Annotated in this window: 18 protein-coding genes and 2 pseudogenes; all 20 read right to left on the reverse strand. The window is 34.8% G+C overall.

The features are described from left to right. Positions 1 to 33: 33 nt before the first annotated feature. Positions 34 to 891, reverse strand: a complete 858-nt coding sequence (lgt, locus tag B9Y54_RS01375; protein WP_085558643.1) for a prolipoprotein diacylglyceryl transferase — start codon at positions 889 to 891, stop codon at positions 34 to 36. 16 nt (positions 892 to 907) lie between these two features. Beyond that, positions 908 to 1843, reverse strand: a complete 936-nt coding sequence (hprK, locus tag B9Y54_RS01380; protein ID WP_085558644.1) for an HPr(Ser) kinase/phosphatase — start codon at positions 1841 to 1843, stop codon at positions 908 to 910. A gap of 241 nt (positions 1844 to 2084) precedes the next feature. Next, positions 2085 to 2438, reverse strand: coding sequence for a phage holin family protein (locus B9Y54_RS01385; RefSeq protein ID WP_085558645.1), 354 nt, complete (start codon positions 2436 to 2438; stop codon positions 2085 to 2087). Next, positions 2438 to 2746 (reverse strand): PspC domain-containing protein, encoded by a 309-nt coding sequence (locus B9Y54_RS01390; protein ID WP_085558646.1) that lies wholly within the window; start codon positions 2744 to 2746, stop codon positions 2438 to 2440. Before B9Y54_RS01390 ends, B9Y54_RS01385 begins: the two co-directional genes overlap by 1 nt. A 53-nt stretch (positions 2747 to 2799) precedes the next feature. Then, on the reverse strand, positions 2800 to 4368 hold the full coding sequence (gene liaX / locus B9Y54_RS01395) for a daptomycin-sensing surface protein LiaX (RefSeq protein WP_085558647.1): 1569 nt from the start codon (positions 4366 to 4368) through the stop codon (positions 2800 to 2802). A 276-nt stretch (positions 4369 to 4644) separates the two neighbouring features. Beyond that, complete coding sequence (uvrA, locus tag B9Y54_RS01400) at positions 4645 to 7500, reverse strand: excinuclease ABC subunit UvrA (protein ID WP_085558648.1); 2856 nt, start codon at positions 7498 to 7500, stop codon at positions 4645 to 4647. 158 nt (positions 7501 to 7658) lie between these two features. Continuing rightward, positions 7659 to 8291, reverse strand: a complete 633-nt coding sequence (locus B9Y54_RS01405; protein ID WP_085558649.1) for an HD domain-containing protein — start codon at positions 8289 to 8291, stop codon at positions 7659 to 7661. A gap of 104 nt (positions 8292 to 8395) precedes the next feature. After that, positions 8396 to 8707 (reverse strand): ArsR/SmtB family transcription factor, encoded by a 312-nt coding sequence (locus tag B9Y54_RS01410; RefSeq protein ID WP_085558650.1) that lies wholly within the window; start codon positions 8705 to 8707, stop codon positions 8396 to 8398. A gap of 166 nt (positions 8708 to 8873) precedes the next feature. After that, positions 8874 to 9560 (reverse strand): phosphate signaling complex protein PhoU, encoded by a 687-nt coding sequence (gene phoU, locus B9Y54_RS01415; protein WP_085558651.1) that lies wholly within the window; start codon positions 9558 to 9560, stop codon positions 8874 to 8876. 49 nt (positions 9561 to 9609) lie between these two features. Continuing rightward, positions 9610 to 10374: a phosphate ABC transporter ATP-binding protein PstB gene (pstB, locus tag B9Y54_RS01420; RefSeq protein WP_085558652.1), complete on the reverse strand. Its 765-nt coding sequence runs from the start codon at positions 10372 to 10374 to the stop codon at positions 9610 to 9612. A gap of 11 nt (positions 10375 to 10385) precedes the next feature. Next, on the reverse strand, positions 10386 to 11192 hold the full coding sequence (gene pstB, locus B9Y54_RS01425; protein WP_085558653.1) for a phosphate ABC transporter ATP-binding protein PstB: 807 nt from the start codon (positions 11190 to 11192) through the stop codon (positions 10386 to 10388). Between the two features lie 40 nt (positions 11193 to 11232). Further along, on the reverse strand, positions 11233 to 12117 hold the full coding sequence (gene pstA, locus B9Y54_RS01430) for a phosphate ABC transporter permease PstA (RefSeq protein ID WP_085558654.1): 885 nt from the start codon (positions 12115 to 12117) through the stop codon (positions 11233 to 11235). A gap of 1 nt (position 12118) precedes the next feature. Beyond that, the gene (gene pstC, locus B9Y54_RS01435) at positions 12119 to 13039 is read right to left on the reverse strand and encodes a phosphate ABC transporter permease subunit PstC (RefSeq protein WP_085558655.1); all 921 of its coding nucleotides are present in this window, start codon (positions 13037 to 13039) and stop codon (positions 12119 to 12121) included. 86 nt (positions 13040 to 13125) lie between these two features. Beyond that, on the reverse strand, positions 13126 to 14016 hold the full coding sequence (locus B9Y54_RS01440; RefSeq protein ID WP_085558656.1) for a phosphate ABC transporter substrate-binding protein PstS family protein: 891 nt from the start codon (positions 14014 to 14016) through the stop codon (positions 13126 to 13128). Between the two features lie 423 nt (positions 14017 to 14439). Further along, positions 14440 to 14718 (reverse strand): transposase, encoded by a 279-nt coding sequence (locus tag B9Y54_RS01450; RefSeq protein ID WP_159446035.1) that lies wholly within the window; start codon positions 14716 to 14718, stop codon positions 14440 to 14442. A gap of 121 nt (positions 14719 to 14839) precedes the next feature. Then, positions 14840 to 15070 (reverse strand): transposase, encoded by a 231-nt coding sequence (gene tnpB / locus B9Y54_RS13235; RefSeq protein WP_234987772.1) that lies wholly within the window; start codon positions 15068 to 15070, stop codon positions 14840 to 14842. A gap of 410 nt (positions 15071 to 15480) precedes the next feature. Continuing rightward, positions 15481 to 17259: a two-component system histidine kinase PnpS gene (gene pnpS / locus B9Y54_RS01465; protein WP_085558659.1), complete on the reverse strand. Its 1779-nt coding sequence runs from the start codon at positions 17257 to 17259 to the stop codon at positions 15481 to 15483. Then, positions 17256 to 17498, reverse strand: a pseudogene (locus B9Y54_RS13100) (winged helix-turn-helix domain-containing protein); the annotation flags it as partial. The pseudogene B9Y54_RS13100 and the gene pnpS, both read right to left, overlap by 4 nt. Positions 17499 to 17611: 113 nt before the next feature. Beyond that, a pseudogene (locus B9Y54_RS13105) lies at positions 17612 to 17978 on the reverse strand (response regulator transcription factor); the annotation flags it as partial. Between the two features lie 49 nt (positions 17979 to 18027). Then, entirely contained in the window at positions 18028 to 19206 is a 1179-nt protein-coding gene (locus tag B9Y54_RS01475) for a PDZ domain-containing protein (RefSeq protein ID WP_085558661.1), read from the reverse strand. Positions 19207 to 19330: the final 124 nt, after the last annotated feature.

Raw genomic sequence — 19330 nt, forward strand, 5'->3', positions numbered from 1 at the left:
AGTTACAAGATATTTTAGCTATACTAGTAGATTTTAATTTAGTTTTATTATCTCTTTTTCTTCATTTTTACTTAGTCCATCTAAATAATAAGGTACCGGTGGATAATCTCTTCTTCTCATTACCCAGATAATTAGTGCACCCACGAATAAAATAACCGATAACACTTGAGATACACGCAACCAATCCAGTAGCATTAAACTATCTGTTCGTAGACCTTCGATAAAGAAACGTCCTAATGAGTACCATAAGACATACGTTAACGTTACCTCACCACGGCGCAATAATGATTTACGGTTTCGCACTAAGATAATCACTATAAATCCAGCTAAACTCCACAGTGACTCGTAAAGAAATGTCGGTTGATAATACGTTCCATTGATATTCATTTGATTGATAATAAAGTCAGGTAAATAAAGATTCTCTAAGAAAGTTCTTGTTACTTCTCCACCATGTGCTTCTTGATTAATAAAGTTGCCCCAACGCCCAATCGCTTGTGCTAATAAGACATTTGGAACAAGCACATCTAGCATCAACCAAATAGGGATACCGTGCTTTTTAGTATACCAATAAATCGTTAGACCTCCTGCAATCAAGCCACCATAAATAGCAATTCCACCATTCCAAATAGCTATAATTTCACCTGGATTTTGCAAATAATAATCTAATTTAAAGATGACATAGTATAAGCGTGCTCCGATAAATGCTATTGGTAATGCCCAAAGAGCCATATCGATAATATGATCTCCTTCAATCCCACGTTTTTTTGCTTCACGGGTACTTAAAAATAGCGCTGCAAAAATAGCAGAAGCAATAATAACGCCGTACCAATGAACGTCAAGTGGTCCTAATGAAAATGCAATTGGATTAATTGCACTGAATAAAAAATTCATTTTTTAATCTCCTTTTTTAAGCTTCTTCAGAATTAGTTTTTATTAATTTTTCGAGGTTTCTTTCAAATGTTTCAGTTGCATTGTATCCCATTTGTTTAGCTCTATGGTTCATTGCAGCTGCTTCAATAATAACCGCTAAATTCCGTCCTGTTTTAACTGGGATGGAAATCAGTGGAACATCTACATTTGAGATTCTTCTTTTTCCGTCAGCAGACCCTAAACGATCAAACTTAGTATTTTTATCCCATAACTCTAAATTAACGATTAAATTAACGATTTTACTTAAGCGAATAGCTCCTACACCGAATAAGTTAACAACATCGATGATGCCCACTCCACGAATTTCAAGTAAATTACGTAAAATTTCAGGTGGTTCACCTATTAAGCGATTTTCTCCAACAACGTGAAGTTCAACCCGGTCATCTGCTACTAAACGGTGGCCTCTTTGAATCAGTTCTAAAGCTGTTTCACTTTTCCCGACACCACTATCACCAGTAATAATGACACCCATTCCATAAATATCAATCAGCACACCATGAACAGACTCTCGTTCAGCTAGTCGCTCTTCTAAAAAATTTGTAACATTACTAGCTAGAAGTGTCGTTGCATACGATGATGATAATAATGGAATTTCTTTTTCAGTCGTTGCTTGAATCAATTCTACTGGCAACTCCATGTTACGAGAGACTAGAAATGCAGGTGTTTCTGGTTGACACATCCGACGAAAAACCATTAGACGTTCATCGCTAGACATCCGCTCTGAAAACGAAATTTCTGTTCTACCAAATAATTGTAGACGTTCTTTTGGATAATAATTAAAGTATCCAGTTAATTCTAACCCTGGTCTTGAAAGATCCGTTGTTTGAATGGTTCTATTCAAAAATCCCTCTCCGTTATGTACAACTAATTCTAGAGAGTCCACTAATTCTTTTACTGTTACACTGTTAGTCATACGCTATTCTCCTCTAAGCTCCATTTTGCTGGTTGCTCTTATTTATCGTTAATTGGTTTTTCCAAAAAATTGCTTCCACTTTCTATTTTACCATTTTAAGCTAGGCTAATAAAGAGAATCACACATTTTTCACATAAATCTCCCAGCAAATGATTGAAATTGACTAGTTATCTATCTATTTCCAAAAAAACGGTATGCATCGACTCATCCGTCTGATGCATACCGTTAAAATTAGTTTGAATTACCAACTATTCATTCTTACTCTATTCGTAATAAACGTATTTACTAACGATAGAATTATTGCAACTACTATCGTTGTTCCAAACGTTCCAAATTGAAATCCCGAACCAATAATTAGAGAAGTTAAACTTAGCATGCTCGCATTAATAATAATACTGAACAGTCCTAAAGTCAGTATCGTTATTGGCAAAGATAAAAGAATCAAAAGTGGTTTGACCGCTATATTCAATACCGACAAAACTAAACTTGCCGCTAATGCAATCCAAATATTCGCTACGTAAAAAGAATTTTGGAAAAAGCCTGATAAAGCTAAGAAAGTCAGCGCATTAATGACAATGAGTTGCCAATATTTCACTAGAAATCACTCCAATCGTTGTTTGCTTTTTTCTTGTCTTCACTTACCTTTTCTGCTTCTTTACGGGGTCTGTTCTCATTTTTTTTTTCGTTAAACGAGTGGTGCCAGTCAGATTTAGCTGAACCCGGAGCTTCCGGTATCACTAACGCTAAGATAACATATAAAATGATCGGTGAACCTACTCCAAAAACAATCGCAATAGCATAGATAATACGTAAGAAGCTAGGATCAAAATCAAAGTATTCTGCAATTCCACCTAAAACACCGCTAATAACTCGATTATTTTTTGATTTTGTAATTTTTTTCAATTTCTATTCACCCCTTCACTACCGTTTATTTATTTAATAACTAATGATTCGTTTCATTCACTCGTTTCGTTATCTTTCAAGAAAATATATCCAGTCGTCGTACTAACATTTAGTGCAACAGGATTGCTTTCGTTGTATCTTCTGAATTCAAGTAATTGATTGGTGCGATCTTTTTTCTCTTTAATTGTTTCTGTATTTTTCATTCGATTTTGGATACTACCTAGATTACTTTTTGCATTTCCTTCAATACTTATTTCTTTTGGAACAGAGACTTTAATTGCGCCATTGACAGAAGTAGCTTCCAGATGTTGCACATCTGTATTTAAGACCGTCAGTTTAACCGTACCATTGACGGTGGATAAATCAACACCATTAAAACTTCCTTTTGCTACAATTCCACCGTTGATGCTATTAACAATTAAATCTCTTACGTTACTATCTAAAATAGAAACTTTTCCATTTACGCCTTCTGTCTCAATCATAGTCGCTGTTACTTTTTCAAAACCAATATCACCATTTGTACACTTGATATAAATATCTTTGCCTTCGAACGCTTCTATCTTAACAGTTCCATTTAACAACTTAATCGCTGTATGATCATAGACTCTTTCAGGCAAGTAAAAAATCATATCGCATCGAACGCGTTTATTTGGAATATGGAATAAGATTTTTTCATCTGTTACGTCGATTGTACTGCGTTTTAAGAATGCTTCAAAAGGTGTATCTGAATCAATTTTTCCATAAATTTTAATTTCTGATTCAACTTTAATGTCTTGACCTTCCCAAGTTTTAAAAACCACATCACCATTAGCTACTTTCACATCAATGATTGATGCCATTGAATCTGGATAATTAAATTCATGTGTGAATTTTGTAGAAGCTATACCAGGCATGCGTACATTAACATCTTTCCAGTCCATATTTTCCATTACTGAAGAAAATGTATTCTTCATTAACTTACCAAATTGGTTTCCTGCTTCTGTCATTTTTTCGCCGACCTGATTCATTCTTTCATTAGCTGTATCTTTCCAATCATCTGGAATTTCAAATTTTTCAATAAGTTGTTTCTTTTGAGATCCCCATTGTTTTTGTTTGACAACACGCAATTGGTCCATCAATTTTACACGATCTTCTTCAAGATCTACTAATTGAGCTTCGTGTTCTTCAATTTCATGACTCAATTGTTTTAATTCTGGCTCTTTTTCACTATCTAATGCATCTAAATCTTCTAGCGTTTCTAATACGCTGAGCTTTTCTTTTGCTCTGCTTAACTGTTCTTTAACTTCTACAATTTCGCTATTTTTTTCATCTAATTGAACAGAATAAGTTGATGCTTCATTAGCAAGTTTTTCTAGTATTGCTTCTAATTGTTCTTTATCTTTCTTTTGTTCTTCTTTAAGCTCATCATGTTTTTCTTGTTTTGTATCTTCATCATTTGTTTCTTCAACAGGTGAAGACTCCATAGGTTCTTTTACAAAGGATTGGTTTTGGGCTGCTGTTTGATCTCTTTTGACGGCTTCTTTACCATCTTTTTTCGCACTGCTTTCCAGTAAGACGAGAGCTTCTTCCGTTGAAATAATTCCTTGTTTTACTAATTCTAAGATTCTTTCTCTTTCTTTCATGATACTATCCCTCCTTGGAATATTCCATCTATCTAGTGAGTGTTTGCCAACGCGTTAATTGTTCGTCGTTCTTATCTATAACCCTATTATGCTTTACTTGATACATTTTGTCATAGGACTTTAGAACGATTTTCACATGGTTACTTAGACTGAATCTCCTTAAATTGTATCCATCTTCATTTTAACACGAACATTAAAACAGAGGTAGTAAAACACTAGCAGACAAAAAAGCAGACCTCTTTTAAAGGTCTGCTTTTTTAGTATTCTCTATCGACTTTACTCAATAGACGCTTTAATCGTACGATTTTTGTCTCTTTTCAATATTTTCTTTAAATAGTGTCCTGTGTAACTCGCTTTTACTTTTGCAACTTTTTCTGGTTTACCTGTAGCTAAAATGGTTCCGCCACCTGCTCCACCTTCAGGACCTAAATCAATGATATAATCAGCTGTTTTTATCACATCTAAATTATGTTCAATCACTAAAACAGTATTACCCGTTTCGACTAAACGATTTAGCACTTGTAATAAACGAGCGATGTCTTCTGTATGAAGACCAGTCGTCGGCTCATCTAAAATATAGAAATTCTTTCCATCAGATCGCTTGTGAAGTTCACTAGCTAATTTCATTCGTTGGGCTTCTCCACCAGATAATGTTGTTGCTGGTTGACCTAATGTTACGTATCCTAGTCCCACATCAATAATGGTTTGTAGTTTACGATGAATTTTTGGAATATGTTTAAAAAAGATAACCGCTTCTTCAATTGTCATTCCTAACACATCTGAAATGTTTTTCCCTTTGTAACGAACTTCTAGTGTTTCTGAATTGTATCGTGTACCATGACAAATCTCACAAGGAACATAGACATCTGGTAGAAAATACATTTCTACTTTTAGTATCCCATCTCCTCTGCAAGCCTCACAGCGTCCACCTTTTACATTAAAACTAAAGCGCCCTTTTTTATATCCTCTAATTTTCGCTTCATTTGTTGAAGCAAATAAATCACGGATATCATCAAATACACTGGTATAGGTTGCTGGATTGCTTCTCGGAGTTCTTCCAATCGGACTTTGATCTATACTTATTATTTTTTCTAATTTTTCATGGCCAGTCATTTTTTTGAATTTCCCTGGTTTTTGTTTAGAGCGATTCAGTTCACGAGATAAGGCTTTTTTCAAAATTGAATTAACCAACGTACTCTTACCAGAACCTGATACACCTGTTACTGCTACAAATCGTCCTAATGGAAAATCTACGGTTAGATTTTTCAAATTATTTTCAGCTGCTCCTGTAATGCGAATCGCACCTTTATCTTCATCACGACGAGTTTTGGGTAGGGGAATAAATTTCTTGCCAGATAAATAAGCTCCTGTTAGTGATTTCTCATTTTTTGACACTTCTTCTGGGGTACCAAAGGCTACTACTTCGCCACCTTTTTCGCCAGCACCCGGTCCAATATCAATTAAGTAATCTGCTGCAAGCATGGTATCTTCATCGTGTTCCACTACAATCAATGTATTACCTAAATCGCGCATTTTTTTCAATGAGTCAATTAAGCGGTTATTATCCCTTTGGTGTAAACCGATTGAAGGTTCATCTAAAATATATAAGACACCAGATAAATTAGACCCAATTTGAGTAGCCAAGCGAATTCTTTGTGCTTCTCCACCGGATAGCGTACCCGACATCCGACTTAATGTCAGGTAGTTTAAACCTACATTACTCAAAAAGTTTAAGCGGTCACGGACTTCTTTTAAGATTGGTTTAGCAATCATGCTTTCTTGTTCTGAAAGAGTGAGATCTCCAAAGAAATCAAGTGCTACTTCTATTGGATAATTATTTACTTCACCAATATCTTTATTGCCTACTTTTACAGATAAAGCTTGGCGATTTAAACGTTTACCTTTACAAGTCTGACAGCTTAATTCTGTCATATAAAGACGCATTTGATCTCTTGTAAAATCACTATTTGTCTCTTTGTAACGTCTATCAATGTTGCGAATAATTCCTTCAAAGGGAAGGTCAACATCTCTAATTCCACCAAAATCATTTTTGTAATGAAAATGAAACAGTTCATCATTTGATCCTTCTAAAATAAATCGTTGCTCTTTTTCTGTTAATTTTTCAAATGGCGTATCTAAATCAATCTCAAATGCTTGGCAAGCTTGTTCTAATAACTGTGGATAATAATTAGAACTGATTGGTTTCCAGGGCGCAATCGCACCTTCTCTTAGGGTCAGAGACTTTTCTGGAATAACCAAGTCCATATCTACTTCTAATTTTATTCCTAGACCATCACAATCTCCACAAGCTCCAAAAGGCGCATTAAAAGAAAACAGACGGGGCTCTAGTTCTCCAACAGTGAAGCCACAATAAGGGCAGGCATAATGCTCACTAAATAAGACTTCTTCTTGATCTAATACATCCGCAATAGCATAGCCTTCTGCTAATCGAAGTGCGGCTTCAAAGGAATCAAATAAACGAGAACGAATACCTTCTTTAATAACGATTCGATCAATCACGATATCAATATCATGTTTTTTATTTTTTTCTAATTCAATCTCGTCTGAAATGTCGTAGATTTCTTTATCCACACGCAAGCGGACATAACCTTCACTTTTTATTTTTTCAAATATTTTTTTATGTTGTCCCTTTTTCCCAACAACAATCGGTGCTAGAATTTGAATCCTCGTTTTCTCAGGATATTCAAGTACCCGATCGACCATCTGCTCAACCGTCTGACTTGTAATCTCTGTTCCATCATTAGGGCAGATTGGATGACCCACTCGAGCATACAAGAGGCGGAGATAATCATTAATCTCCGTAACTGTTCCAACCGTTGAACGTGGGTTTTTACTTGTCGTTTTTTGATCAATGGAGATAGCTGGACTTAACCCATCAATACTATCGACATCTGGTTTATCCATCTGACCTAAAAATTGACGAGCGTATGCCGATAAACTTTCTACATATCGCCTTTGTCCTTCTGCGTATAAGGTATCAAAAGCTAGTGAACTTTTCCCTGAACCAGACAATCCCGTTATCACAACTAATTTGTCTCGGGGAATAGTAACGTCAATATTTTTTAAATTATGTGAACGAGCGCCATGGATTTCAATTTTATCATTTCGCATATAGTTTCTTCCTTTACGATGGATTTTAATCGTTTTTTATTTAACTCTCCTAATGTACCGCAAGTAACAAAAAATAGGATAGCAAAATGCCTCCTATCATTTATTTCTTTATTCTATTGTACCACAACTTCCTACTCAAACGAACATTTGTTCCGTTTTTATTCATTCACTATTCGTTGCGATATATTTTGAAGTTGTGTTTGATTCGTAAAATCTCCACTTAATAAATCAGGCAATATATCTGATAAAAAGTACTGGACACTGCTCAAATGACTGAATCTTAAAATAGTTTTTAATGATTCTTCATAAATTTCAGCAAAAATATTTTCTGGATTGCCTTTTTGAATTTCTCCAAATGACTCGTATAAAAGATCTACTTTATCAGCAACAGATAAAATTTGCCCTTCAAGGGTTTCATCTTTTCCCTCTTTTAATCGCTTAGAATAAATAGCTTGAAATTCTTTAGGCATTTCATTTCGAATGAAGTTCTCTGTCATTGACTCTTCTACATCCCCAAGCATTTCTCTTAATTGAGGTGTAGCGTATTTAACCGGCGTTTTGATGTCTCCGATAAAAAGCTCTGAATAATCATGATTTAAAGCTTTCTCATAAAGCGAACGCCAGTTTACTGTGTTGCCTTGTTGTTCTTCTACTGTTCCTAAAAGTTGTGCGATTTTTGTTACTTTAAAAGAATGGGCAGCAACCGAGTGCTCTTCATATTTAAATTTACCCGGACAACGAATAATACTCTCTAAATCACTTAGACTTTTGATATATTGGTGCATTCCCATTAGCGCTCATCCTTTTCTATTTAAATTTTAATTATCCTAACACAAACAATGATTGAAAGCAAAACGTACTTTATTCTATTTGAAAACCACTAAAAAAATTAGTCTTATTTTTCTTCATTAATATGAATAATGCCTTGCTCTAAAATACTGTAAACATGATTATCCATCTGACTATACAACATTGCTTTTCCTTTTCGTTTTGCTTTTACTAAGCGAGCCATTTTCAATACTTTTAACTGATGGGAAACAGCTGATTGTTCCATGTTCATAACTTTAGCTATTGTCCCAACATTTAATTCTTGGTTCTCTAAAAGATACAAAATAGAAATCCGCGTTGGATCACTAATAATTTTAAATAGCTTACTGACTTGTTGGATGGTCTTTTCGTCTAATAACAGCGAATCCTGTTCACTCATAGCTCGTCTTCCACTCCTTATCGAATAAGTTACCGGCTTATTCCTCTCCTTTATTTTAACATATCTCTTTCAATTCTTACGTCGATATACTTTATATTAAACTAAAAAACTATTGCTTAAGCTACCTCTGATGAGAATAACGTTAACCAATAGTTTTCTTTTAGCTTTATGCTTTTGGAAAAGAATCATTTTTATTGTGTGTATTTAATTCGGCCATTTTACCTGTATCTAAATAAATAATCCATTCAGAGATATTTGTTACGTAATCGCCTATTCGCTCGATAAAACCAGCAACCAACATATAATCTGTTGCTCCTAAAACAATTTCTGGATCATTTTTCATTTGACGAATACAAGCTTTATAGATTTTTTTGAAATCATGATCTACATCGATATCTTTTAAGGCCACTTTTTTTGCTTTAGTAACGTCTGAAGCAACATAAGCCTGCAAGACATCTTGAACCATTATTTTAACTTTTTCAGACATTTCGGCAATTTGAGCTTCTATTTCGTAGTCTCTTTTATTACCTTTTACTCGAATCGTTGATTTTGCGATACTAACCGCATGATCTCCCATTCTTTCTAAATCTGAACTTGCCTTCATGATGGTAACAATTTTTCGTAAATCTGTTGTAACAGGTTGTTGCAAAGCAATCAATTCAAAACATTTATTTTCTAAGTCTGCTTCATCTTTATTGATGGCAATATCGCCAGCAATGACTTCCTTTGCTAGTGCTTTATCGTGATTGACAAAAGCTTTTACGGACTTATAGATTGCCTCGTTTACAGCTTTTCCCATCTGGAAAAAATGAATATGCAAGTCGTTAAGGTCTTCTTCAAATACACGTCTCACTAACTATCACTCCTATTGTTTTATCGTCGCCTTTTATTATACCTAACTTTTACCCAAAACGTCCAGAAATATAATCTTCTGTTTCTTTTCTTTGAGGATTTGTAAAGATTTGTCTGGTTTCACCGTGTTCTATCAAGTGTCCATCTAAGAAAAAAGCTGTTTTATCTGAAATACGTGAAGCTTGCTGCATATTGTGCGTCACAATAATCATCGTATAATCCTCTTTTAACTCTAACAACATCCGTTCGATTTTACCACTAGAAACGGGATCCAACGCACTCGTTGGTTCATCTAACAAGATTATTGCTGGTTCAACGGCTAAAACTCTCGCAATACAGACCCGCTGTTGTTGCCCACCAGAAAGTGCCAATGCACTCTTTGACAACTTATCTTTAACATCTTCCCATACTGCTGCTTTTTTCAAACTCGCTTCTACTATTTCTGCAATTTTAGTTTTATCTTTCATTCCTGCAATTCTTAATCCATAAGCGACATTTTCAAAAATGGAAAATGGGAAAGGATTTGGTTGTTGAAAAACCATTCCAATTTTCTTTCTTAGCTCTACTGTGTCCATCTTAGGACTGTAAATATCTTTATTCTCAAAGCTTACATTTCCCGTTACGGTTACATTTGGAATCAATTCATTCATCCGGTTTAACGTTCTTAAATAAGTTGATTTACCACATCCACTAGGACCAATCAAAGCGGTAATTTCATTGGGTAAGAAATTCAATGAAACACCTTTTATTGCCTCTTTTTCCCCATAATACAAATGAACATCTTTCGTTTCAATAATATGGTTTCCACTCGTCATTTAATTTCCTCCTAGCCAAAGTTACCTGACACGTAGTCCTCGGTCGATTGTATTTTTGGTCGTGTAAATACTTTTCTTGTTTCATCGTATTCAATGACATTTCCTAAATAAAAGAAGGCCGTATAGTCACTAATTCGAGAGGCTTGTTGCATGTTGTGTGTCACGATAATAATCGAGTATTTTTCTTTTAGTTGTAGCAATGTATCTTCTACTTGACTTGTAGAAATTGGATCCAATGCACTCGCAGGCTCATCAAGTAGCAAGACATCTGGCTTCAAAGCAATCGCACGAGCAATACATAAACGTTGCTGTTGACCACCTGATAAAGCAAGCGCATTTTTATGCAAATCATCTTTTACTTGTTCCCACAAAGCAGCTTGTTTTAAGCTTGTTTCCACCGCTTCATCTAATGCGCTTTTATCCTTAATTCCATGACGTTTTAAAGCGAAACTAATATTATCGTAAATTGATTTACTAAAGGGATTAGGACTTTGAAAAACCATCCCGATATTCTTTCTCATTTCATATACATCTGTTTCAGGTGTATTGACATCTTTGCCATGATATAGGATTTCTCCTGTTACTCTAGCAATTTGAATTTCGTCATTCATCCGATTTAACGAGCGTAAATAAGTCGACTTACCACAACCACTAGGGCCGATTAAAGAAGTTATTTTATTTTCTTCAAATTCCAATGATACACCTTTTATAGCTTCATTTTTCCCATACCAGACATGTAAGTCCTTGGTAGATAAATTAACCGGTATATCAGATTTCATTTTAATGATATTTGTTTCAAGGCCTACTTGTTCTGACATTTTTTATCCTCCTTGACCATTCTCAATCATAGATTATCACTTAACCTGCTGTAATTTTTTTCTGCAGTTTATTTCCTAAGTAACGAGCTCCCAAATTAAACAATAATACAGAAATGATAAGGACTGCTGAGGCACCAGCTGAAACTTGTGCACCGTCTGGCATGACACCCTCGCTATTAATTTTCCAAATATGAACCGCTAATGTTTCAGCTGGACGCATCACATTCAAAGGGCTGGAGATAGACAATGGATTCCAGTTTGTAAAATCCAATGCAGGTGCACTCTGACCTGCTGTATATATCAAGGCAGCAGCTTCACCAAAGATTCGACCGGCAGCTAAAATCATACCTGTCAATATTCCAGGTAGCGCAGCCGGTAAAACGATTAGGTTGACTGTTTCCCAACGGGACAAACCTAATGCTAATCCAGCTTCTCGCTGCTTTGAGGATATAGCTCTAAGTGAATCTTCAATCGTTCTTGTCAAAAGAGGCAGGTTAAATAAAGTCAGCGCCATCGCACCTGAAAGAATAGAAAAACCCAGTCCCCATTGCAAAACAAATATTAAGAACCCAAATAATCCAACAACAACTGAAGGCAGTGAACTTAGCACTTCAATAATGGTACGAATAAAATCTGTAAATAGATTCTTTTTTGCATATTCAGATAAATAAATAGCTGCTCCTAGAGAAATAGGCGTACTAATCAACATTGTTAAAATAAGCAAGTAAAATGAGTTATATAACTGAAAAACAATTCCGCCGCCTGGTTGAAAAGATTTAGAAGGCGTTGTTAAAAACTCCCAAGAAATTTGAGGGATTCCACGCCATAAAATAAAGGCTAACAAGCTGAATAAAATTAAAACAATCACTCCAGCCATCGTGTATAAAACCCCGACAGCAATTTTATCTATCTTTTTGGCATTCATATTAGTTCATAGCCCCTTTCTTTCCAATCCAACGAGTTAAAATATTAAAGAATAAAGCCATCACTAACAAAATCAAAGCCAACGACCAAAGAACATCATTTTGAAGTGTTCCCATTACTGTATTCCCCATATTCATCGTTAGAATACTCGTTAACGTTGAGGCTGGTGTAATCAAACTAGTTGGCATTAATGCCGCATTTCCAATAACCATTTGAACAGCTAAAGCTTCTCCAAATGCACGAGCCATTCCAAAAACAACCGCTGTTAACAATCCTGGCGTTGCGCTTCTCAAAACCACCTTATAAATCGTTTGCCACCTTGTTGCTCCTAAAGCCAGTGAAGCTTCTCGGTAATAGCGTGGAACAGACTTTAATGTATCTACGGACATACTTGTAACTGTTGGTAAAATCATGACAAACAATACAATTGCTGCAGAAATTATTCCAAATCCACTTCCGCCAAATGTATTACGCATAAAGGGAACAACTACTGATAGCCCAATAAAACCATAAACAACAGAAGGAATACCTACCAACAATTCAATAACTGGCTGTAAGATTTTTTTACCAACGGTTGGTGAGATTTCCGTCATAAAAATAGCAGCTCCAATCGCAAAAGGAGTCGCTACTGCTGCTGCTAATAACGTTACGATGAACGATCCAGCAATCATAGGTAGCGCGCCTGTCAACGGTTCCCCATTTTCTCCAAGACTACTAGGATTCCAAACCGTACCGGTTAGGAAATTCCATAATGAAACACCGTCTTTAGTAAAAGTAGATATCCCTTTACTTGCAACAAAATATAAAATAGATAATACAACAAAAACAATAAATGCAATACATAAAAAACTAATCGTCTTTCCTATCTTTTCAAGTCTACTCTTACCGGAATGTTCAGCTAGTTTTTTTTGAATTTCTTCCAAAAGAAGCCCTCCTTTTATTCTTTCTTTCCTTACTGATGAAAAAACACCGCTTCTGTAAATTGTTTTCTTTTCAACTTTTTTAAGTTTTAATCAGATTCTTGTTTAGTTTCTTTAAGAACTTCAGTCGTATTACCTTTTGCATCTCTTTCAAATTCCATTTTATTCGTCGGAATGTATCCAAGTGCCCCTATTAGTGTGTCTTGCACCTCGTCAGATAAAATGTACTCTAAAAAATCTTTTGTTAAGCCTGTTGGTTCTCCATTTGTATACATGTGTCCATAAGACCATATAATCCAGTTATTTTTTTTGACGTTTTCATCCGTAGGCTTGACTCCATCAATGGATAAGGTTTTAACCGTATCATCTACATATGAAAAAGCGACATAACTGATAGTACCTGGAGTACTTGCAACAATTTGTCGGACTGTTCCACTTGATTCTTGTTCTTGAGTAATGATGCTTTTTGTTCCTTCTGGAATAACCCAATGGTCAAAAGTAACACGTGTACCACTCCCTGATGAGCGATTTAATACTGTGATTTTTAAATCCTTGCCGCCCAATTCTTTCCAATTTGTAATTTCTCCAGTAAAAATTTTACCCAAATTTTCTAAACTGATATCTTTTATTCCTACTTCTGGTGTAACAATTGGAGTGATTCCAACGACTGCTACGCGGTGATCTACTAATTTCGACACATCTATTTCACTTTTTTCTTCTGCAAAAATGTCGGAATTGCCTATATCTACAGCATCAGCAGCTATTTGTCCTAGCCCTGTACCACTTCCTCCGCCTTGTACATTGATAAATTTACCAAAATTTTCAGATCCATATTGCTCGCCTGCCACTTCGACTAGTGGTTGTAAGGCAGAAGAACCTACAGCAGTAATGGACTCTTCACCTTCGAGCGGGCTACAAGCTGATAATAAAATAGCTGAAATGAACACAATTACTAGTTTGTCGTACCGATTAAATTTCATGATTTGCCTCCTAGGTAATAATATAATCCCTACATCTACTCATCATAACTTATTTTTGTAAAAGTTTGCCAGTTTAATTGTAAATTTTATGTAAATAAAGGCTCGAATCTGATTTTATCTTAGCGCTTTTATTTTTAAAGCACAAAGATAAGACTATTTAACTAAATAGTTCCTTTAATTTTTATTATTTTTTGATAATAAAAAACCTGCTTATTGCTTGAGAAGGACTACTCACTCAAGTAATAAAAAGGTTTTGGTTAACTAGGGCGTGTTTGAAAACTATTTTATTAAGAGAAAAATAGCAGCGACATAAATAAAGGCTAAGTACGACGTTGCGAGTTTATCGTAACAAGTCACAATGGGGCGGAAATTTTTCAACTTATTAAAAAAATACTCCATCAAATGACGCTCTTTATACAGCCATCAATCAACAGTCCAAGGTTTTCTCGTCTTTTTCTTTGGTGGAATGATGTAGATTGCGTCGTAATCACCAACATAAGTCCGAATAGCTAATGAGCCGTAAGCACGATCACCAATGATGTTACTGCCCTTTATCGTAACAGGATCAAGCACTCCAAGCGCGTGAACACTATCATGGAGATTGCCACCAGATAGTTGAAAATACAGCGGATTCCCTAAGCCATCAACGACAACATAGATTTTTATTGTGTGCTCACCACTGCTTTTACCAATGTGTTGCAAGATGCCAGAAATTAGCCCCCTTTTTTTGCACTAGCACTTTGTTGATGTGCTGTTACGACGGTTGAATCGATACCTAAATTTTCGTAATCGGCCTCACTATTCAAAGTTATAAAAAGAGTTTCTAGTAAATTCGTATCGCGTCATAAACAAAAGTGGCTATAAACTGTTTCCCAAGATCCGTAACATTCTCTTGGCAAGCCGCGCCATGTGGCCCCACTTCTAGCGATCCACAAAATAGAAATACAGCATCCTCATAGATATTCATATCATACTCTTCGACGATTGTTGCAACCAAGCCATCAATTTGTCGACACATATCCGTTTTCCCACAACCAATAAATACGTTCTTCACCTTGGTGAGATCAGTAACTTTCATGAGCACTCAACTCCGATAGGATAATACGAAAAGATTCTTCTTTAATCTCTTCTTATAGAAATAATTCTGTTCGGGAGAACTTAATACGAGCGACTAATATAGAGGGAGAAGCTTTTGGCTTGAAGAGTTGGGTAGTTGTAGCTTTTGAATTGTTTGCTAATATCACTGGGACAATGTCTTATTTTGCTTTCATTAATAAAACCTCCTGTAAAACTTAAATTGGTTTAAGTTTATCAAGAGGCTATGTATTTTCAAAGGTACCTTTCTATTAGGCGCTTACGTTCTTTCTTTGTGTAAAGTTTGTGTAGTACTTTGTAAAGGAGTTGAAAAGCTGTAGATACAAAAAAACTAAGAAGAAGTGATAAATCACTTTTCCTTAATTTTTTTTATAGATGACGTAGCGGGAATATTAGTGCGAAAGTGGTTCCTAAACCAACTTTACTTTCTACTGTGATTTTTCCATTAGAGTTTTCAACTAAATATTTCACAATAGATAATCCTAATCCCGTTCCGCCTGAATTACGACTTCTGCCTTTATCTACACGGTAAAAGCGTTCAAATATACGATTGATTTCATCTTCCGGAATACCCATTCCATTATCGCTAATAGTAATCATAGCCTTATTTTTGTTTTTTTTAACTGTTACATCTATGGTTCCACCAGGTTTAGTATAAATAACAGCATTATCAACTAGATTCGCTAGAATTTGTTTCAACCGATTTTTATCTCCTTCGATTTTAACACTGTCTTCTTCAAATAAATTCATCGTAATTTTTTTTTGTTCTGCTTTTTGGTTCATTAATTTAAATGTAGACAAAACTGCCTCTTTAACAACCACTTCTTCAAAAGAAATTGGCACTTGCCTTTGTTCCAGTTTAGATAATTCTAATATATCATTTACTAATAGATTTAATCGCGTACTTTCTTCCAACATAATTTCTAGAAACTGTTTCAAAATTACTTTATCTTCCATAGCTCCATCTAGCAAAGTTTCTGAAAATCCCTTTAACGCTGTGATTGGAGTTCTTAACTCATGAGAAGCATTAGTGACGAAATCGGTTCGAACTTTTTCTAAACGTCTTATTTCTGTAATGTCATACAACAATACGATGAGATTCATATCCTCTTTAGTCTTTCCTGCTATCGGAACAACGTTCGCATCAACTATTCGCTCACTAGGAAAATAAAAATAAATTTCTTTGTTTTGTATTTCTTTTTTCCGATAAGCTTTTTCAATTAAATAACTTAACCCATAGCTTTTTGTTGCTTCAGCATAGGATTTACCGATTAATTTGTTGCTATCCATATCAAAAATCTGGCACATTGCAGGATTAACTATCTGGATATTCCGATGTTCATCCAGCTGCATAACACCAATTACTAAATGATTAATCAATTCATTAATTCGTTCTTTATTTTGATCAATTTCTTGCATTTGATCGTCCAAACTCTCCGCTAATTCATTAATCGTTTGACCAAGTTTATTTATTTCGCCGTAACCATTTCCACTAAAGCGCACTTCATAATGGTTATCAGATAATTTCTTCGCTACATTCATTACTTCCTCAATCGGTTTAGCAATATATTTGGCTATTAAAAATGTAATCCCGGCAGTTAGCAATAACGCCAAAAAGATAAACATCACGATAGACTGCATAATTTGACCATTTAACTGGTTCACTTCTTCCGAAGGCTTAGCTAAACGAAGTACACCTATTAATTGCCCTGATTGACTTAAAACTGGCTGTGCAACATAGTAAAGTCTCTTTTTAGTACTTTCACTCGTGCGTGAATCCGTCCCTTGTGATTCTCCTTTTATAATAGCCTGTATTTCTTTACGGTTAGAATGGTTCTCTAGTGATACATAATTGTCTATTTTAGAATCGTAAATGACTGTTCCATTTAAATCGATTAATGTAATGCGTTGGTTCGTGTATTCTTTTACTTTTATAGCTTCTTCTTTTAAATCAGAAAAGGCAGCTTTATCTTTAGCTAGACCATCAAAATTACTTAACACAAGTTTAGATTGTTCTAATAAATCTTCTTGTTGGTTCTCATTAACATAATTTTGCATCAACTGGGTTGAAAAAAAAACGACACAACTTCCAAAGATAATAAATAAAACCATAAAAATAGCTAATACTTGCGTTTGCATCTTTTTCATCGTTTTGGAACCTCAAATTTATAACCAAATCCTCTTACTGTACGAATATAATTCGGTTTTTTAGTATCTAATTCTATTTTTTCTCTAATATGACTAATATGAGCATCTACAATTCTTGTCTCTCCTATATAATCAAAATTCCAAATAGCGTTTAACAATTGTTCACGACTTAAAACACGATTTAATCGTTTTGACATGTACAGTAACAATTCAAACTCTTTCGGGGTTAACTCAATCTCTTTTTCGCGAACAATTACTTTATATTGACTAGGAAAAATACAAATCTCTCCAATTATAATTTTCTCGTTGTTGTCTTCTTTTTCTTTGTTTTTACTCTTATCTATAGCTATCTCTGGTTGAATACGGCGCATGATAGCCTTCATTCTCGCTAACACTTCTCTTGGGCTAAATGGTTTTGTCATGTAGTCATCTGCGCCTAGTTCTAGCCCTATGATTTTATCTAGTTCATCATCTTTAGCTGTCAGAATCATAATGGGTGTATCATTTTTTTCTTGACGCAACTTTTTACAAACTTCCATACCATCCATTGAAGGCATCATTAAATCTAAAAGGATAAAATCATATTCGTTTGCTAAGGCTAAATTATATCCTATTAATCCATCTAACGCTGTCTGTACCTGATAACCCTCTTTTTCTAAATTAAAAGTCAATAGAGTTAATATCGATTGTTCATCATCAACGATTAAAACCTTCTTCATAATTTTCCTCCACCTAATAAGTACAAATTTTTAATCTTATTTTATCGGTTTATAGTAATACTACACCAATTTCATGTGGTGAGTCTGCATAAAGAGCCGTCTCAGTCAATCTTAACTCTCCATCTGGTCCCTTTACTTTTAAGTGACAATATACGCTATTTTTTGATAAAGCTTGATAAAAATCATCTTCTGTTTCTAATTTTTGATTATTACAAGAGACAATTGTATCTCCTACTAGTATCTTCATCTTTTCAGCTGGTGTATCAGGACGAACGGCAATCACTTTAACTCCATCGTTTGCAGCTCCAAATAAAAATGTCCAATTGTTTTCGCGGCGGCGATGGCGATATAAAACAAGGAAACCACCTAAGAGTAATAAAAGCAGTCCTGCAATTCCTGCATAGACAGTCCAAATAGAACCAACAGCTAGCAGTGTCGTTAAACCTACTAAGATTGAAAAGTCTCTAACTAACAAGCTTACAGCCTCTTTAGGAAGCTGTGTGTTGACTGTTATACGCATACCTATTAAAACTGGTAATAAGAAAAAAGAATACTGTTGATTTCCAAGAGCAAATACCGGCCACCAATCAAATAATGCACCAAAACTTTCACCTGGAATAATCATTAGCAAGGGCACAAACCAAAAAGGTTTAACTTGGTAGTAAGCTATTTTTTTACCACGCTTTGTCTGTAAGAACCAAGGAGTTAATTTTTTATCGGCTTGTTTTTTAATCACAATTAGTGAAGTGCTAACTAAAAAGACGGTTATAAAAAGTACATTTGTCACTAAATGAGCATTAACCCATTGTGCTTGCTCAAAAGGCTGATACCATCCTTTAGGTAAAAAAGTTAAAGGAGTTTCAATTCTAAGTGTTTTTATTCCGAGTATAATTAACGTCGCTAAAGGAAAGGTAAATAGTGGACTAATAAATCGGTAACCACCAATTAACAATACAATAGCTACCAATTCGTAGATGATAATCCAATCCATTGTGATAGGAATACCGATTATACTAATTAACAGAGAGCCTATCAAACCAGTAATTAGGCCAAATAGTATATAGTTTTTCAATTCATATAGTTCTTTATAGATAGCTACTCGATGACTTAGCCTCTCATTTTTAATTCTTTTGTAACTTGTCATAATTGCTATAATTAATCCTACTAAAAATACTGGTTGAATAAAGAATACAAGTAAAGCTATTAAAAAATTTATAGTTAGTTGCATACACACTTTCATCCTCTCAACTTCAATTTTTTTTAAAGGTTGGTTATCTCCTAAGAGTTTATTCTATTACTTTAAAATTATTGTATAAAATCTTCACTAGTGTTGCATGAAACATTGTATGTTT

It is taken from the genome of Carnobacterium iners (assembly GCF_900177385.1).
GTDB lineage: Bacteria > Bacillota > Bacilli > Lactobacillales > Carnobacteriaceae > Carnobacterium_A > Carnobacterium_A iners.

Excerpts from the sequence above, each read along its gene's own strand:
- pstB (WP_085558653.1), bottom strand. The coding sequence starts at position 11,192 with ATGTCAGAACAAGTAGGCCTTGAAACAAATATCATTAAAATGAAATCT.
- pstB (WP_085558652.1), bottom strand. The coding sequence starts at position 10,374 with ATGACGAGTGGAAACCATATTATTGAAACGAAAGATGTTCATTTGTAT.
- B9Y54_RS01405 (WP_085558649.1), bottom strand. The coding sequence starts at position 8,291 with ATGGGAATGCACCAATATATCAAAAGTCTAAGTGATTTAGAGAGTATT.
- B9Y54_RS01475 (WP_085558661.1), bottom strand. The coding sequence starts at position 19,206 with ATGCAACTAACTATAAATTTTTTAATAGCTTTACTTGTATTCTTTATT.
- liaX (WP_085558647.1), bottom strand. The coding sequence starts at position 4,368 with ATGAAAGAAAGAGAAAGAATCTTAGAATTAGTAAAACAAGGAATTATT.
- hprK (WP_085558644.1), bottom strand. The coding sequence starts at position 1,843 with ATGACTAACAGTGTAACAGTAAAAGAATTAGTGGACTCTCTAGAATTA.
- pnpS (WP_085558659.1), bottom strand. The coding sequence starts at position 17,259 with ATGAAAAAGATGCAAACGCAAGTATTAGCTATTTTTATGGTTTTATTT.
- pstA (WP_085558654.1), bottom strand. The coding sequence starts at position 12,117 with ATGAATGCCAAAAAGATAGATAAAATTGCTGTCGGGGTTTTATACACG.
- B9Y54_RS01410 (WP_085558650.1), bottom strand. The coding sequence starts at position 8,707 with ATGAGTGAACAGGATTCGCTGTTATTAGACGAAAAGACCATCCAACAA.
- B9Y54_RS01440 (WP_085558656.1), bottom strand. The coding sequence starts at position 14,016 with ATGAAATTTAATCGGTACGACAAACTAGTAATTGTGTTCATTTCAGCT.
- uvrA (WP_085558648.1), bottom strand. The coding sequence starts at position 7,500 with ATGCGAAATGATAAAATTGAAATCCATGGCGCTCGTTCACATAATTTA.
- lgt (WP_085558643.1), bottom strand. The coding sequence starts at position 891 with ATGAATTTTTTATTCAGTGCAATTAATCCAATTGCATTTTCATTAGGA.